Here is a 16,337-nt window from a genome sequence, read left to right on the forward strand (position 1 = left end):
ATTAACCAATATCTCCAAGACGTAGTACGTCACGAGCAATCATAACTTCTTCGTCAGTTGGAATTACGATAATTTTTACTGGAGAGTGTGGGAAGCTGATGAATGCTTCTTCACCGAATACGTTATTACGTTTTGCATCGAAGTATACGCCCATGTACTCAAGGCCTTCTAATACACGCTCACGAATAATCGCACTGTTTTCACCTACACCAGCTGTGAAGATGATTGCGTCTACACCTTTCATACGAGCAGTGTAAGAACCGATGTATTTGTGGATACGGCTTACGAATACATCAAGTGCTACTTTCGCACGGTGGTCGCCTTCTTCTTCTTTCGCAATGATGTCACGTAGGTCACTAGAGTAACCAGTAAGACCTAACATACCACTCTTCTTGTTTAATACGTTAACTACTTCTTCTACTGTTTGGCCTGTTTTTTCCATGATGTATGGAATTAACGCAGGGTCAAGGTTACCAGAACGTGTACCCATTGTTACACCAGCAAGTGGAGTGAAGCCCATAGAAGTATCGATAGATTTACCGCCTTCTACTGCTGCGATACTTGCACCGTTACCTAAGTGACAAGAAAGTAAGCTTAAGCTTTCAATTGGACGACCTAATAATTCAGCCGCACGCTCAGTTACATATTTATGAGAAGTTCCGTGGAAACCGTATTTACGGATGCCGAATTTTTCATAGTACTCATATGGTAAGCTGTATAGGAATGCAGATTCCGGCATTGTTTGGTGGAATGCTGTATCGAATACTGCTACTGCTGGTACGTTTGGTAATACTTCTTGGAATGCTTTAATACCAACAACGTTTGCTGGGTTATGAAGTGGTGCTAAATCGCTTAATTCTTCGATATCAGCTAATACTTCATCAGTAATTAAAACAGAGTCAGCAAATTTTTCGCCGCCGTGAACAACACGGTGACCGATACCGCCAATCTCATCTAGAGATTTAACGATTCCGTTTTCAGTTAATTTTTTAAGAAGCATATTAACTGCTACTGCGTGATCTGGAATGTTTGTAATTTCTTTTTGTTTTTCGCCATCTACAGTAATAGTGAAGATACTATCTTCTAAACCGATACGTTCTACTAAACCTTTTGTTAATACTGTTTCACTTGGCATTTCAAATAATTGGAATTTTAAGGAAGAGCTTCCTGCGTTAATCGCGATGATTTTTGACATCTAGTCTTTCGCCCCTTTTTCTCTTGGTAGTTGTGTGGATGTTTCCACAAACCGCTCGATTTTATCTGATCAAATTCACCAAATATGAAAACGTTTCATCATTAGCAAATTTTATACTCACGATTTTAATTTAAACATCGTACGACATATATTTCAAGTGAAAAAATTGTAACACCAAGAAAAAATATATATTACAGATTTCAAAAAAATTCAGTTAAATCTTGTATATATTTAAAAATATGACATATTATATAAAACTGTACTACACGAATCACTAATGCTGTTACATATACCTAGCTTTATTTATGTGTTGCAAACCAAGTATTTAATTGATCCATAATGTCTTCCATCGCCTTCATGTTAGAGAATTTAGGCAACTCCACTAATAACGCCTGTTTTGGCATTGTTACATTAGCGCCTTTCTTTTGGAGAACAAATATACTTTTTGCATTTTTCTCGTTTTTAAACATGGAAACAGGAAGCTGTAATAACCCTTGAATAAAGCATGTTTCTTTAATAAATGCATGTAATTTTGGTGCCTGGTCACTTTCAAAAATGAAGTTTGGTACTAAGAAGAATAAGTAACCGCCCTCTTTCGTATGTTTCACACTTTGTTCAATAAATAAGTGATGGGCATACGACATTCCTTCATCTGCTTTTAATTTATATTCACTTGCACCGATTTCGTTTGGATAATAACCAACCGGTAAGTCTGAAACGACTGCATCAACTGGATCGATATAAAGTGGTGCTAGTCCATCTTGATGGAAGAATTCGATTGCATGCTTTTGTAAATTTGCATTTACTAAAGCAAGTTTAATTAGCACTTCATCCACTTCTACACCAAATCCACTCATTGTTAGTCCTTCTTTGGCGCTATTAAACACTGTAGTCATTAAGTTACCTGTTCCAATTGCAGGATCTAAAACTGTAATTTCATTTTGACCTTGCATAAATTTATGGAATAAGTAACTCATGAACATCCCAACTGCATCAGGTGTCATTTCGTGATTCGCTTGTACGCCTTCTTTCATTCCTTTTAAGATGGCTAACTGAAATGCTTTACGAATTTCTTCACCTTTATATGTTTCTTCATTAAACGTACTATATTCACGATTCAGCCTTTCAATTGCTGATTCGGATAATTCCTCTTGTAAAATCGCTCCCTCAAACAAGTTATCACCTGTTTCTACAAGCGCCTCTAAATATGTTACATCTAATTCTTTACGTAAAACTACCGCAGAAGAATCAAAAATAGAAAATAATGTTTCTACTGTCTGACTCACGTACATTCCTCCTTCTCTCTTTTACACATAACTTATATCATACCACAAAGTGATTTTTTCCAAAAAGAAAAAGCGACCTCCTGTAAAGAGCTCCCCTTTAGTTATATATGATATAACGTTTTTTCTCATATATCGATGCTGTTACAGAGCAATATATGAGAAAAAACGACCTCTTTATAAGAGGTCATTCTCTTCACATTACTTCGCAGATTTAGCTGCTTCTAATGCTGCTTCATAGTTTGGATGGCTTGTACCTTCACTTACGTATTCTGCGTAAACTACTTTGTCATTGCTATCTACTACGAATACTGCACGAGCAAGTAAACGAAGCTCTTTCATTACTAAGCCGTAAGCTTCACCGAATGAAAGGTCGCGGTGGTCAGAAAGTGTTACAACATTTTCTAAACCGTTTGCTGCACACCAGCGTTTTTGAGCGAATGGTAAATCAGCGCTAATTGTTAATACTTTCGCGTTTTCAATACCTGCTGCATCTTGGTTAAAACGACGAGTTTGTGCATCACACACACCTGTGTCGATTGAAGGTACAACACTAATTAATTTCACTTCACCTTTGTATGTTTCTAAACTTACTGGAGATAAGTCGTTTGCTAATACTTGGAAGTTTGGCGCTTGATCGCCAACTTTAACTTCTGTTCCAACTAAAGTCATTGGATTACCTTTAAAAGTTACGTTTGCCACTTGAAAATCCTCCCTTATTTAAACAAAATATGTACAATGTAAATGATAGTTTGTCCCTATCGATAATGCAAATAAAATCGCTTTATTTACAAAAAAATTAAAGAAGCTAACCTATTGATTAGCTTCTTTATTCGTTAAATTTGAAATTCAGGATCATCTTCTTTTCGTTTATCCATCATTTCTTTCACTTTATCAACAGCTTGTGGCGCTAATTCAATTATTTTATCGATGACGTGTGTTTGTTTATCTAAGTGCAATACTTTCACACCATCTCCATTTATAACAAGAAAGGCAACAGGATTAATAGAAACTCCTCCACCACTTCCCCCGCCAAATGGATGACGGCCTGAATGTTCTACTTTACCAAATTCACTTCCACCAGCAGCAAATCCGAAACTTACTTTCGAAACTGTAAGAATTACGCTTCCATCTGCCGCTTTAATTGGGTCACCAACAATTGTATTTACATCAGTCATTTGTTTTAAATGCTGCATTGCTGTTGTCATTAAACCTTGAATTGGATGGTCCATTCTATATCCCCCCTATGCTTGAACAGATTTTTCTGTCATACCAGATCTTTGTCTTCTCATAAATACGAGTAATTTGACGCCAGTTTTTATAGCGCGGAATATACGAAAAGATGCTGTTAACTCGCATCTTGATGCAAATCCTTTCCCTTGAAAAACTGGGGTAATTTCAAATTCTGGTACGTCGACAATATGCATATATTGTCCGACAACTCCAGCAGCCATACCTTTTGTCCCCCATGCATATCCAGTGACAATTCCAGTACTAGCTGCATCGCCTGCTCCAATTTGTGTATGCCATTTCCAACCATTGATTTTCACTCGTTTGAGAAAATCTTTAACAATAGTATGAACTTCTTGAAGCTTTTTTATCAGTTCACCAATGCTGTCAAGTTGCGCCATAATTTTATTATCGAGTCCGCCGTCCTCTTCAGCTTTTTCGATTTTCTGTCCTGTCTTTTTCTGCTGTTTTTCAATTCTTTCCAACACATCAAATGTATATCGAATCATCCATATTTTCACTTGAAGCAAACATTGCTTTTCCATTTCTGAATATAAAAATGTCACCTTAAGCTTTATTTTCGACAATAGTATAAACAAAATAAATAGAAGAAGAATTATTATTCCAATTACGAGCCACTTCATACGTATCATCCTTTCACTCCGTACCCATTATCGACAAGTTTATTCATCGTTAAACAGAGTTTTATAAGATTGAATATAAAAATTTTTCTAAAAATAAAAAGGTATTTTGACAATTTATATCGAAATATATTATTTGAACATATCATCAGGGAACGGACTCTAATGATATGTAGCACGAAAAACAGAAAATTTAACTGCAGTGGAGGGATACATAATGGCAGATCGTCGCAATTTATTTTTCTTTTATGGTGATGACAAAGCAACGCTCGTTGAAAAAATGAAACCAATCTATCGTATTTTAGAAGAGAATGGATTTACCATATTAGATCATCAAAAAAATGCAAACGCTATCGTCAGTGTTGGAGATGATGCAACCTTCTTACAAGCCGTTCGTAAAACTGGTTTTAGAGAAGATTGCTTATACGCAGGGATTTCTACGAAAGATGAAATTTCTTTCTACTGCGATTTCCATATTGATCACGTTGATACAGCCCTTCAAGAAATTACAAAAAATGAAATTGAAGTGCGAAAATATCCAACAATTCAAGTAGATGTAGATGGCAGTACATCTTTCCATTGTTTAAATGAGTTCTCATTACGTTCTAGCATTATTAAAACATTCGTTGTAGATGTTCATGTTGATGATTTATATTTCGAAACATTTAGAGGGGACGGTTTAGTGGTTTCTACCCCAACAGGAAGTACTGCTTACAATAAATCATTGCATGGTGCAGTTGTTGACCCGCTTATCCCATGTTTCCAAGTAAGCGAACTAGCATCTTTAAACAACAACACTTACCGTACGCTCGGTTCACCTTTCATTTTAAATCACGAACGTACATTAACTTTAAAACTAAGACCAGACGGTAACGATTATCCTGTTATCGGCATGGATAACGAAGCGCTTAGCATTAAACAAGTGGAAAAAGCTGTTGTACGCTTAAGCGATAAACAAATTAAAACAGTTAAATTAAAAAACAATTCTTTCTGGGAAAAAGTACAGAGAACGTTTTTATAAGATTAAAATAACCGCAGAATTATGAAATTCCATAATTCTGCGGTTATTTATTTCCCCCGATTGACGCGAACAATACTCTCTTACTATCCGGCCGTTATTCTTGTCAGTTTTTGTCGGTAATTCGATATATTCCGAAAACCGCTCATATATTTTTACGCATCTTTTCTATAGACAACTTGGCCATCTATTACGGTCATTTCTGCTTGTACTTCTTTTATTTCTTCTGCCTCAATTTCAAAAATATTGCGGTCTAATATTGTAAAATCTGCTTCATATCCTTTTGCAATTTGCCCTCGCTTCGCTTCTTTTCCGATTGCATAGGCACTTCCTGTTGTAAATAAAGAAACAGCCTCATAAACCGTTAATCTTTCCTCAGGCATATAGCATATACCGTCAATAAAACTTCTACGTGTAACAGCGCTATATATGCCTAGAAACGGATTCACTTGTTCAATAGGAGCATCTGAGCCACCGTTGCAGTGTAATCCTGCCTCCAGTAACGTCTTCCAAGCGTACGCATAACGAAGACGGTGCTCGCCTAGTTTTTCAATGACTGACGGAAAATCTGATGAAAGAAAGACTGGCTGTATATCGATAATGGCTTGCAAGTTTTTCATTCTTTCTATCAACTCTTCACGAGCAAGCTGACAATGAATAATGCGGTCACGCACCCCTTCTGCTGGTGGATATAATTCGAGTGCATCAATGACATATTCAAGCGATAAGTCACCGATAGTATGAATCGCAACTGGCATATGTAGATCTCGTGCTTTCTTTACTAATTCCGCAAGTTCTTCACGTGAGAAAATCGCAACTCCATTTGTTTCCTTCGCATCTTCATACGGTTCACTTAATAATGCTGTTCTTCCGCCAAAAGAACCGTCAGAGAAAATTTTCATTGCTCCAAATTCAATACAATGTTCATTTTCATATTCTTTTCGTTCATGTGCTACTTCATGGTGAACGAGCAAATGGGCTTTAAATGGCATTTCTTTTATAACGTGAGAAAACGCATTATATGTTTTTCTAAAACCACCATAATAATTTAAATCTTCCGTATGCCCGCCAACAAGTCCGTATTTCCAGCAATCTTTAATCGCTGTTTGCAGAGCTCTTTGTAAATAAGCTTCATCAATTTCTGGCTGAACATGTTTAATTAATTCTTGCCCTTGTTCATATAAAAGCCCTGTTAACTTATTTGATGAATCCCTACCAATTTTCCCGCCTTTTGGATCTTCTGTCGCTGCTGTTATATTCGCTTCTTGCAGTATGTATGCATTCACCCATGTAACGTGACGACAAACTCTCTTTAGTAAAATGGGATGTTCTTTCGAAATTTCATCTAAATCACGCGCGTGAACATCTTTTGTATCTGTAAAGTTATTTTCATTCCATCCTTCTCCAATAATCCAAGAGCCCTTTGGAGCTTCTTCCACTCGCTTCTGAACAAGAGTAAGCACTTCGCCATAAGATGTGCAATTTGATAAATCTAAACGAAGCAATCTCTCCCCATGCCCAATAAGGTGCATGTGGCTATCAACGAGACCTGGAATCATCGTTTTGCCTTTTAAATCGTGCAATGTAACCGCGGCATATTGGTTTTCTAACTCTTCTTTACTTCCAACATCAACGATCGTACCGTTTTCAATGTAAACAGCGTCCACTTTTTCATTTTCTTCTCTCACTGTGTAAATGGTGCCGCCATACCAAATTTCTCCCATATATCCCATCTCCTTTATTTTTTATTGTATAAAAAAAAGCACCATTTCAAAACATGGTGCTTTTCTAAAAATTACTTTTGTTCAGTAGTAGATGTTGTAACTTGCCATTCAATATTAAATTTATCTTTTACTTGTCCGTATGCTGGGCTCCAGAATGTTTCTTGAAGTGGCATGATAACTTCTCCACCTTCTTGTAACTTATCGAATACTTCTTTTGCTTTTTCTGCATTACTAATTTGAATTGCGATTGTTACTTGAGATCCGATTGCATGCCCTTGACCTGGGAATGTATCAGAAATCATAAGATCCGTATTACCAACTTTTAAAGTAGCGTGTAAAACGCGCTCTTTCGCTTCAGCTGGAATCGGGTATTCTGGATTTTCAGGCATGTCACCAAAAGTTTGCATAACTTCTACTTTTGCATCTAAAGCCTCTTTATAAAACTGTACAGCTTCTTGCCCACTACCATCTAAAACTAAGTACGGATTAATACCTAAAATCATACGGACACCTCTTTTTTAAGTTTATAAAATCGAACTTGTGTTCGTTTTTATATTATCATTGTTTTGCATTTCATTCAACTATTTACTTCACTGTTTTCAAAATTATTTTGACGGAATCTCCATCTCTTGTTTTCTAAGTTCAATACGGCGAATTTTTCCAGAAATCGTTTTTGGTAGTTCATCTACAAATTCAATTTTGCGAGGGTATTTATATGGTGCAGTGAGTTCTTTGACGTGTTGTTGGAGTGTTGGAATTAATGTTTCTTCGTTCTTTTCTATATTCTCTCTTAATACGATAAATGCCTTCACGACACTTCCACGAATTTCATCAGGACTTGCGACAACTGCACATTCTCTTACGTACGGATGTTTTACAAGAGCATCCTCTACTTCAAACGGCCCGATTGTATAACCAGAACTAATAATGATATCATCACCGCGCCCTTCAAACCAGAAGTAGCCGTCTCCATCTTTCTTCGCTTTATCCCCTGTAATATAATAATCACCGCGGAATTGCATCGCTGTACGTTCATCGTCTTTGTAATATTGTTTAAAGAGGGCTGGCGTTTCAATGTGAACTGCAATATCACCAACTTCGCCTACTTTAACTGGAGTACCTTCCTCATTTACGATATCGACGTGGTTACCTGGCGTTGGTTTCCCCATTGATCCTGGTCTAATATCCATCCCTTTCATTACACCAACAAGTAATGTATTTTCCGTTTGCCCATAGCCGTCTCTTACTGTAATATGAAAGTGCTTTTGGAATGTTTCAATAACTTCTCTATTTAACGGTTCTCCTGCGGATACAGCGCTATGTAATGCCTCTAAATTGTACTGACTTAAATCTTCTACCTTTACCATTAATCTATACTCAGTCGGTGTACAACAAAGCACATTCACCTTATTATCGTCTAATAAATTCAGGTACGTTTTCGGTTCAAACTTACCGTGATATACAAACCCTGTTGCCCCTGATCCTAAAGTTGCTAAAAACGGGCTCCAAATCCACTTTTGCCAGCCTGGACTAGCTGTTGCCCATACAATATCATTCTCTTCAATTCCGAGCCAATTTGGAGCGCTCGTACGTAAATGAGCGTATGCCCACGCATGTGTATGAACGACACCTTTTGGATTTCCTGTCGTTCCTGACGTGTAAGATAAAAAGACCATATCTTCTTTATCTGTCTTCGCCATTTCTAACATGTCACTCTCTGTTTCTAACGCTGTTTTTAAATTAACCCATCCATCTACTGACTGCTCGCTCAGGACAAATTTTCGAAGAGATTCCATCGCTTCTATATCATCAAACTGCCTAATATACGGCTCATAGCTTACTATCGCTTTTACTTCTCCATGTCCAATTCGATATTCTATATCTTTTTTACGTAACATTTCCGAGCTTGGAATTACGACAAATCCTGCTTTAATAGCAGCAATATACGTCATGTACGCTTCAATTAAACGCGGCATCATAATGAGAAGCTTGTCCCCTTTTTGCAAACCACTTTTTATAAAAGCGTTTCCAATTTTATTCGCACCTTGCATTAATTCAGCGTATGTAACTTCCCTTCGATTCCCTTTATCATCTTGCCAAATTAAAGCTAACTTCCCTTTATCACCTGTATATTTCTCTATTTCAGAAACTAAATTATAAGACGGTGGCGCCAACAATTCTTCTCGCTTCATAAAATATCCTCCCTTTTCTTTATGCCTCCTTTATATAATAAAGAATTTTCTGTTAATTTTGAACCCTCTTCTTTTGACAAATTTTTCAGTTCTGTCGAATTAGTAAACGAAATTACATCGACTTACCGACAAATAGCGACACAACACAAAAAAAGAAAGAGCGGGAGAACCCGCTCTTTCTAAGCCATCATATGGGATTATTTTTGGAAACCGCCTAATTGTTGCTCAGCTAGTGAAACTAGACGTTTAGTGATTTCACCACCAACAGAACCGTTAGCGCGAGCTGTTGCATCAGCTCCAAGTTGAACACCAAACTCTTGAGCGATTTCGTATTTCATTTGGTCTAATGCTGATTCAGCACCAGGAACCGCTAATTTATTTGTGCTACGTGACATGTTATATCACCTCCTTGTGAGTATAGAGTGTGATAAATAACATGACTTCATACACGTTTTAGATATGGTAATTTATGGTTTTAGAAAAGTTCTTCAAATTTTTCTTCTTCCGCCACTACTTCTACCGTTTGTAATACCATTGTTTCTTTGTTCGCTACAGCTTCATCGATTAATGGTGTGAAATCGTATTTCGCTTCAAAACGATTTGCTTTTTCACGTTTCGGCTTCGTCGCTGGGCTTGCTGGTGTGAATACAGTACAGCAATCTTCATATGGACGAATTGAAATATCATACGTGCCGATTTCTTCAGCGATTTTAATAATCTCTAATTTATCCATCGTAATAAGCGGACGAATAACTGGATAGTTTGTTACTTCGTTAATCGTATGCATACTATCTAACGTTTGGCTTGCTACTTGTCCAAGACTTTCACCAGTCGTAATTGCAAGTGCGTTACGCTCCTCAGCAATACGTTCTGTAATACGCATCATCATACGGCGCATAACCGTCATTGAATAGCTAGATGGGATTTCTTTATTAATCGTTTTTTGCACTTCTGTAAACGGAACAAGGTGAAGCGTTACTCGTTTACAATACTTCGTTAACTCTTGCGCTAAATCGATTACTTTTTGTTTTGCACGCTCACTTGTGAAAGGTGGACTATGGAAGTGAACTGCTTCCACAGATACGCCGCGTTTCATCGTTAAGTAAGCTGCTACTGGGCTATCAATACCACCAGAAAGAAGTACCATTACTTTTCCGCCAACGCCAACTGGTAAACCACCAGCTCCCATACGCTCATCGCACATGATATAGCTATAGCCACTGCGGATCTCTACGCGTACATTTACATCTGGATTATGAACATCTACTGTAATATCTTCTGTGTTTTCTAGAATGTGTCCGCCAATCTCAGGTAATAATTCCATCGTTCTCATTGGGAAATGCTTATAAGAACGGTGTACAGTAATTTTAAATGTTTTCACATCACCTTTTACTTGTAAGAAAGCTGCTAATGCACCTTCTTTAATGTCTTCTAATTCTGATGGTACTTTCATCGCTAAGTTAAACTTATGAATACCAAATACATCCTTCAATCTTTCAGAGACTGCTTCATGATCTTCACCATTTAACTGGATGTACATACGATCGTGTGTTGCATCGATTTTAATATTTGGGAATTTTTTCAGTTTGAACTTCACGTTATCTTTTAATGTGCTTACAAACTTAGAACGGTTCTTACCTTTTGTCGTCATTTCTCCGTAACGCACTAAAATATATTCATATTTCAACATAATTTCTTTACCTCATCACTTCATATAATTTTGGCATCGTCTCTTTTACAATACCTTCAAATTGTTTTACTTCTTCCATTGTGTTTTCTGGTGCCAAACTAATACGAATAGCGCTTGCAGCTGCTGCATGCGGCACTCCCATTGACACTAACACTCTGCTCACTTCATTTGCTTTTGAAGAACAAGCAGATTTCGTTGACACATATACACCGTGTTCTTCTAAAGCATGAACGACTACTTCTGGTTTTAAACCAACAAATGATACATTTAAAATGTGCGGTGCTGCATATGCAAGCGACGTGTTAATCGTTACATCTTCCATCTCTTTAAAGAAACGAACAAGCTCTGCTTGTAAACTTTGCAAATGAGCTACCTTTTCTTTCACTTGTTCCATTGTCATGCGAAGTGCTTTCACCATCGCTACAATGCCAGGTAAATTCTCTGTACCAGAGCGATACTTAAGCTCTTGTTGACCACCTGATAAAATTGGATCTAATCTTACGCCATCGCGTACATATAGAAGACCCGTTCCTTTTACACTATGGAATTTATGTCCAGATATTGAGCAAAGATCAATATGAGAAGCATATAAATCAAGCGGTACTTTCCCTATCCCTTGTACATGATCTACATGGAATCTTATTTTCGGATGATTCGATAATAACGTTCCAATTTCAGCAACGGGCTGAATTGCTCCAGTTTCGTTGTTCACATGAATAATTGACACAAGAATCGTATCTTCACGAAGTGCTCGTTTCACATCTTCTACCGACACAACACCATGCTCGTTAACCGGTAAATATGTTACATCAAACCCGAGTTCTTCTAATTGCTTATATGCCTCAAACACAGACGCGTGTTCAATATTTGTTGTAATGATATGTTTGCCGCGCGAACGATTCCTCATCGCTATCCCTTTAATCGCAAGGTTATTCCCTTCTGTTCCACCTGATGTGAAAATAATTTCAGAAGGTTTAACACGAAGAAGCTGCGCTGCAATCGTTCTTGATTGTGTTAATAGACGCTCTGCCTCTCCTCCAAGCGAATGAATAGAAGAAGGATTACCAAAATATTTCCCAGCAACCGTCACGTACGATTGAAGAGCTTCTGGATATGGCTTCGTCGTCGCACTATTATCAAAATAGATCATCGTTCTTCCCCTTTCAGCGCTATCACATCGTATAATAATATCATAAATACGTGTCATTACGCTAAGACTACGCAAAGGTTCCATTTTATCTCGATTGGTGAAGGCTAATAATTGTCGAGGATGCCCTCCTATTACAGTTTCACTTTATCCCGCATGAACGGGCAATAAGACTCTCACCTCAAAATCCAGTTAGAGCAAAGAAGTTAGGTAGGAGTCGGGCTGTCCGTAAATGCCCGATTGGTGAAGGCTAGTAATCAATGGGGATGAATCCTCCTACTGATTACAGTTTCACTTTATTTTGAAACGAATAACCTTGCTGTATTCCGCTATTCATTATAGCAACATCGTCTGCAAAATTACACAAAAAAACAAACCCTTTTATGAAAGGGTTTGTTCATTGTCTACATATTCAGCTATTTTTTGAACAACGCCAGGTTCAAGTTGCTCTAATACTGAAGCCGCTTGTTCTAAAGCTGCATCGTATTGGTATTCACGGAATAATTTCTCAGCATAATTTAAACTTTCTGCTAGGTTTTCATCATGACTACGGTAACGGTTACCGTACTGAATTAATTTTTCCACTAAATATGCTTGTCCAATTAACTCTTCTGTCATTTCAGCCACACCGTTCACAGTTGTGTATGCTTCTTCTAAACTGCTATTTACAGCGTTCATATTTAACGGCTTCACTTCTAATTGTTCATATACAGCTTGCATTGCCATTTGCCCTCTTTTTAAATCTTCCATAATACTCTCTGGAAGACCTGGCAAATTCGACTTTTGCATAAAGCGTTTCGTTTCGAAAATAGTATTTCGCATTTCTTGTAACTTCTCACGTGCTTCAAATTCTTCTTTGCGCATCGCTTGCAGCATTTCTTTATATTCTGCATGAAGTACTTTTAACGTTTCACATTGCTCATAAACCTCTTCTAGTTCCTCACGAATAATAGAGAAGGCAATATCTTGTTCTGCAACGCGTAATTGTAGCATTTCAAAACGTTTCGTTAAAATGTGCATTTGCTTTTCAATTACTTTTTGAGACTCAATGTCTTTATCTTGTAACTGATAGCTTTGTTTCACAAGTTGTGTTTCTGTTTTCGTTTCAATCGTTTCGATACGCATTTCTTCTAAGTCATCGTAAACAGAAAGTGTTTTTTGCTCCACATAATGTCTCGCATGTACTTCTTGTTCCAATTGATCGTAGAAGCCATCTAAACGTGTTTTTAAGTTTTCTACTTTTTCAGCCGCTTCTGTTATATGAAGCTCCTGTATATCCATTAAACATGTTTGTAGTTGTTTCGTCATATCGCGAACTTCTTTAGGGACTTCCAAATAATCTAATACATAACCTTGTCTTACCATATCATTATGTCCGTGTAATAAATCTTCCAGCTGAACTGGTAACGTCGCTTGACACTCTACCAATAAATCTGGAATTTGGTGAATAATGATTTCTAAATCTGCTAAACCTTCTTCCAAACTAATAACAATTTCTCTCGCTTTTAAATAGTCGCCATTGTTTGTTGCTTCTTCAAAGGTTTTAAATTTCTCAGATTCAGCGTCTAGCATCTCTTCGATTTTCTGCTCTGCTGCTCCATACATATGTCTATGAGCAAGAACACTCTTTTTCATACTACGATATGTATCACGTAACCCTTCAATTTCCGAGCTATTTTTCTCATGGCTTTCTAACAATTGCTGTAATTCATTTAAAATGTCAGTAATACGATTATCAGCGTCATCTAAACCACTTATGGATTCGTTCATCGCATGCTTTGCTTTTCGGAAGGAGAATTGCGAGGCGAATTTTCGCGCTTGCGCTAAATCTTTGTCAGCTTTCGGAAGGGTTGTTGATACAATTTCATCCCATTCTTCACGCCATTTACCAAACAGTTCTTCTGTTTGACCCGTCATGTTTAAATCTTTTACCCGTTTTAGTTCATCTGCCACAGGTTTATCTTTTATCTCTTGTTTCCACTGCTCCAGTGCTTCAATATCTTTATATGAACGATTTCTTATCACAAGCTCTATCATGAGCAGCACTAGAATAGAGCTTACTACAATGATAACGATCGTCAGGATAGAATCCATGCAAAAAAGCCTCCTAGTTATATCTCTTTTTTTGTCCGTTCCGTTTATGAAATGGAAGGCATTATGTATAAAAAGGGAATTCCCCTATATTTAACAACTAACAATGTACTAATCATACCATGTAATGGTTTGTTTTTGACCTAGTTTTTTTTAAAATTTCATGTTTCTTTCAATGTGATTGTAATCTTTCTCAATATTCCGCCTACCTCACTCCCTATCCTCAAATGATTGTAATAACAAACAATCTTTCGTATGGGATACGAAATAAATTTTCCGCATGAGTGGTGGTTCAACAGAAATTACATGTACATTTCCTTGCCTTACAGACTGCTCTACTGCCCTTTCTGGAAGTAACGTGATACCAAGGCCAGCTTTTACCATTGCAAGCATCGGTTCTGCGTAAGATGTTTCCACAGCTATAGTTGGTTTTACACCTATTTCATGAAACATGTTCATAATCATTTTCCTTACATCACATATTTCTGGATATACAATTAATTTTTCATTGTGCAGCTCTTCTATTTGAATGACTATCTTCTCTTTGTACGGATGATTATTTGAAACGGCACAAACAATTTTCTCTTGTTGCACTTCTTTTATATACGTAGCACCTTCCACTACTGAATCGATGAACATCGCGTCAATCTCCCGCGCTTTAAATAAATCTCTTAATACTTCCGTATGCCCGATTTGCCATTCCACTTCGAACTCATCACCTAATATATTTTTACATTCTGATATGTAATGCTCCGCTAAACTCGGTAGTATACCAATTGAAAACTTCCGGTTCTCTTGATACCCCCTCATTTCTGTTTTCACTTCATTTATTTGCTCCAAAATCGGTAACATTCTTTTTATAAATAACTCTCCTGCCTCCGTTAACTCTACTCCTTGCGCAGAACGTTTAAGTAAAGTAACCTCTAAATCCGCTTCTAACTTTTGAATTTGTTTACTAAGCGCTGGTTGTGATATATGTAAAATCTTACTTGCCTTTGATAAACTTCGCGTATGCTTCACTTCAATAAACGATCGTACTGCCTCCAAATCCATCATACACACCTCTAACAAAAAGTTATAACCGTTATAAGAAATCGATATTTCCTCCTATAAACAATTACTCTTTATACTTATTTCATCAACTTACTATAACGAAATGTAAAGGGGAAAGATACTCTTGAACAAAAAACAAATGCTACTCGGATCCTTTCTATGCTTACTCGCCGTCACTGCCTGGGGATTTATGTTTCCTGTAATGGCAAGTGCTCTGCAATTTATCGATCCATTCTTCTTCACAACGCTTCGCTATGGATCAGCAGCTATTATTTTTCTTATTTTGCTATTAATTACTGAAGGAAAGACTTCACTCCGCTTAGAAAAAAGAACACTTTCTCTATTCTTTTACGGGACAGTCGGTTTCGCGGGGTATGGTTTTCTCGTTTTCTACGGACAGCAACTTGCCGGACCTTCCGGAGCAATCCATGCAGCTATGATTCAATCCCTTATGCCACTGATTGCCTTATCACTGCAATGGATAACCCAAAATCGCCGCCCACAAAACTATACATTCCTTTGTATGTTCGTTGCATTACTTGGTGTTATGCTTGTCATTTCAAAAGGAAATATTCACTTATTATTTGGAGCTGCAAGCCACTTATCAACAAACATATTGATGCTATGCGGCGTTACTTGCTGGGTCATTTATACAAACGGGGGTGCTCGTTTTCAATCTTGGTCACCACTTAGGTACACGACATTAACTTGTTTATTTGGCTCCATTTCACTCATCGTTATTGTTACTTTCTTAACGTACACAAATATAGTTACTATGCCATCACTGCGTACAGTTGTGAGCGTTCGTTTTGAGCTCTTTTATATGTCGATTATCGCAGGCGTTATCGCTGTATTTTGCTGGAATATGGGAAATCGCTATATTTCATCTATTAACGGCATATTATTTATGAATTTAGTTCCTATCCTTGCACTCATTGGTTCTATCTTTCGAGGTTATACAGTCGATAAAATTGAAATCGCTGGAGCTGCATTAACAATTATCGCGCTATTATGTAACAATTTATGGCAAAGAAAAGTAAACATAAAAATCCCCACCTCAGTTCGTTAGGTGG

General features: G+C 37.3%; 15 protein-coding genes. 2 read left to right on the forward strand and 13 right to left on the reverse strand.

Features of this window, described 5'->3' with window-relative positions:
* Position 1: 1 nt before the first annotated feature.
* The 5 genes from ackA to ACTFP3_RS16605 all read right to left on the reverse strand — a co-directional run bounded on the left by ackA (position 2) and on the right by ACTFP3_RS16605 (position 4,361).
* Positions 2-1,195, reverse strand: coding sequence for an acetate kinase (gene ackA / locus ACTFP3_RS16585; protein WP_000034575.1), 1,194 nt, complete (start codon positions 1,193-1,195; stop codon positions 2-4).
* Positions 1,196-1,494: 299 nt separating this feature from the next.
* Positions 1,495-2,481 carry a class I SAM-dependent methyltransferase gene (locus ACTFP3_RS16590; protein ID WP_000084367.1) on the reverse strand — a complete coding sequence of 329 codons (987 nt, stop codon included), beginning with the start codon at positions 2,479-2,481 and terminating at the stop codon, positions 1,495-1,497.
* 198 nt (positions 2,482-2,679) lie between these two features.
* A complete protein-coding gene (tpx, locus tag ACTFP3_RS16595; RefSeq protein ID WP_000024525.1) occupies positions 2,680-3,180 on the reverse strand; it encodes a thiol peroxidase in 501 nt (166 codons plus the stop codon).
* Positions 3,181-3,314: 134 nt separating this feature from the next.
* Positions 3,315-3,710: a GerW family sporulation protein gene (ytfJ, locus tag ACTFP3_RS16600; RefSeq protein ID WP_000350003.1), complete on the reverse strand. Its 396-nt coding sequence runs from the start codon at positions 3,708-3,710 to the stop codon at positions 3,315-3,317.
* Between the two features lie 12 nt (positions 3,711-3,722).
* The gene (locus tag ACTFP3_RS16605) at positions 3,723-4,361 is read right to left on the reverse strand and encodes a DUF2953 domain-containing protein (RefSeq protein ID WP_002164419.1); all 639 of its coding nucleotides are present in this window, start codon (positions 4,359-4,361) and stop codon (positions 3,723-3,725) included.
* 205 nt (positions 4,362-4,566) lie between these two features.
* Here ACTFP3_RS16605 and ACTFP3_RS16610 point away from each other — a divergent pair, with 205 nt between their 5' ends.
* Positions 4,567-5,370, forward strand: a complete 804-nt coding sequence (locus ACTFP3_RS16610) for an NAD kinase (RefSeq protein WP_440010846.1) — start codon at positions 4,567-4,569, stop codon at positions 5,368-5,370.
* Positions 5,371-5,522: 152 nt separating this feature from the next.
* Here ACTFP3_RS16610 and ACTFP3_RS16615 read toward each other — a convergent pair whose 3' ends face one another.
* The 8 genes from ACTFP3_RS16615 to ACTFP3_RS16650 all read right to left on the reverse strand — a co-directional run bounded on the left by ACTFP3_RS16615 (position 5,523) and on the right by ACTFP3_RS16650 (position 15,264).
* Positions 5,523-7,091, reverse strand: coding sequence for an amidohydrolase (locus tag ACTFP3_RS16615; RefSeq protein WP_000504018.1), 1,569 nt, complete (start codon positions 7,089-7,091; stop codon positions 5,523-5,525).
* A 71-nt stretch (positions 7,092-7,162) separates the two neighbouring features.
* Positions 7,163-7,594 carry a VOC family protein gene (locus ACTFP3_RS16620; protein ID WP_000600350.1) on the reverse strand — a complete coding sequence of 144 codons (432 nt, stop codon included), beginning with the start codon at positions 7,592-7,594 and terminating at the stop codon, positions 7,163-7,165.
* A 102-nt stretch (positions 7,595-7,696) separates the two neighbouring features.
* Positions 7,697-9,283 (reverse strand): acyl-CoA synthetase MbcS, encoded by a 1,587-nt coding sequence (gene mbcS / locus ACTFP3_RS16625; protein WP_440010848.1) that lies wholly within the window; start codon positions 9,281-9,283, stop codon positions 7,697-7,699.
* A gap of 197 nt (positions 9,284-9,480) precedes the next feature.
* The gene (locus ACTFP3_RS16630) at positions 9,481-9,678 is read right to left on the reverse strand and encodes an alpha/beta-type small acid-soluble spore protein (protein ID WP_000091639.1); all 198 of its coding nucleotides are present in this window, start codon (positions 9,676-9,678) and stop codon (positions 9,481-9,483) included.
* 80 nt (positions 9,679-9,758) lie between these two features.
* The gene (thiI, locus tag ACTFP3_RS16635) at positions 9,759-10,973 is read right to left on the reverse strand and encodes a tRNA uracil 4-sulfurtransferase ThiI (protein ID WP_000922337.1); all 1,215 of its coding nucleotides are present in this window, start codon (positions 10,971-10,973) and stop codon (positions 9,759-9,761) included.
* Between the two features lie 7 nt (positions 10,974-10,980).
* A complete protein-coding gene (locus ACTFP3_RS16640; RefSeq protein WP_000638992.1) occupies positions 10,981-12,123 on the reverse strand; it encodes a cysteine desulfurase family protein in 1,143 nt (380 codons plus the stop codon).
* 378 nt (positions 12,124-12,501) lie between these two features.
* On the reverse strand, positions 12,502-14,214 hold the full coding sequence (ezrA, locus tag ACTFP3_RS16645) for a septation ring formation regulator EzrA (RefSeq protein WP_000377303.1): 1,713 nt from the start codon (positions 14,212-14,214) through the stop codon (positions 12,502-12,504).
* A gap of 207 nt (positions 14,215-14,421) precedes the next feature.
* Positions 14,422-15,264 carry a LysR family transcriptional regulator gene (locus tag ACTFP3_RS16650; RefSeq protein WP_071740844.1) on the reverse strand — a complete coding sequence of 281 codons (843 nt, stop codon included), beginning with the start codon at positions 15,262-15,264 and terminating at the stop codon, positions 14,422-14,424.
* Between the two features lie 124 nt (positions 15,265-15,388).
* On the opposite strand from ACTFP3_RS16650, the gene ACTFP3_RS16655 reads away from it, so the two are divergent.
* Positions 15,389-16,333, forward strand: coding sequence for a DMT family transporter (locus tag ACTFP3_RS16655; protein WP_098771142.1), 945 nt, complete (start codon positions 15,389-15,391; stop codon positions 16,331-16,333).
* The last annotated feature ends 4 nt before the right edge of the window (positions 16,334-16,337 follow it).

Source organism: Bacillus cereus group sp. MYBK5-2 (genome assembly GCF_051915685.1).
In the GTDB taxonomy this organism is placed as follows: domain Bacteria; phylum Bacillota; class Bacilli; order Bacillales; family Bacillaceae_G; genus Bacillus_A; species Bacillus_A cereus.

Excerpts from the sequence above, each read along its gene's own strand:
- ACTFP3_RS16630 (WP_000091639.1), bottom strand. The coding sequence starts at position 9,678 with ATGTCACGTAGCACAAATAAATTAGCGGTTCCTGGTGCTGAATCAGCA.
- ACTFP3_RS16605 (WP_002164419.1), bottom strand. The coding sequence starts at position 4,361 with ATGATACGTATGAAGTGGCTCGTAATTGGAATAATAATTCTTCTTCTA.
- ACTFP3_RS16615 (WP_000504018.1), bottom strand. The coding sequence starts at position 7,091 with ATGGGAGAAATTTGGTATGGCGGCACCATTTACACAGTGAGAGAAGAA.
- thiI (WP_000922337.1), bottom strand. The coding sequence starts at position 10,973 with ATGTTGAAATATGAATATATTTTAGTGCGTTACGGAGAAATGACGACA.
- ezrA (WP_000377303.1), bottom strand. The coding sequence starts at position 14,214 with ATGGATTCTATCCTGACGATCGTTATCATTGTAGTAAGCTCTATTCTA.
- ACTFP3_RS16650 (WP_071740844.1), bottom strand. The coding sequence starts at position 15,264 with ATGGATTTGGAGGCAGTACGATCGTTTATTGAAGTGAAGCATACGCGA.
- mbcS (WP_440010848.1), bottom strand. The coding sequence starts at position 9,283 with ATGAAGCGAGAAGAATTGTTGGCGCCACCGTCTTATAATTTAGTTTCT.
- ackA (WP_000034575.1), bottom strand. The coding sequence starts at position 1,195 with ATGTCAAAAATCATCGCGATTAACGCAGGAAGCTCTTCCTTAAAATTC.
- ytfJ (WP_000350003.1), bottom strand. The coding sequence starts at position 3,710 with ATGGACCATCCAATTCAAGGTTTAATGACAACAGCAATGCAGCATTTA.
- ACTFP3_RS16620 (WP_000600350.1), bottom strand. The coding sequence starts at position 7,594 with ATGATTTTAGGTATTAATCCGTACTTAGTTTTAGATGGTAGTGGGCAA.
- ACTFP3_RS16640 (WP_000638992.1), bottom strand. The coding sequence starts at position 12,123 with ATGATCTATTTTGATAATAGTGCGACGACGAAGCCATATCCAGAAGCT.
- ACTFP3_RS16610 (WP_440010846.1), top strand. The coding sequence starts at position 4,567 with ATGGCAGATCGTCGCAATTTATTTTTCTTTTATGGTGATGACAAAGCA.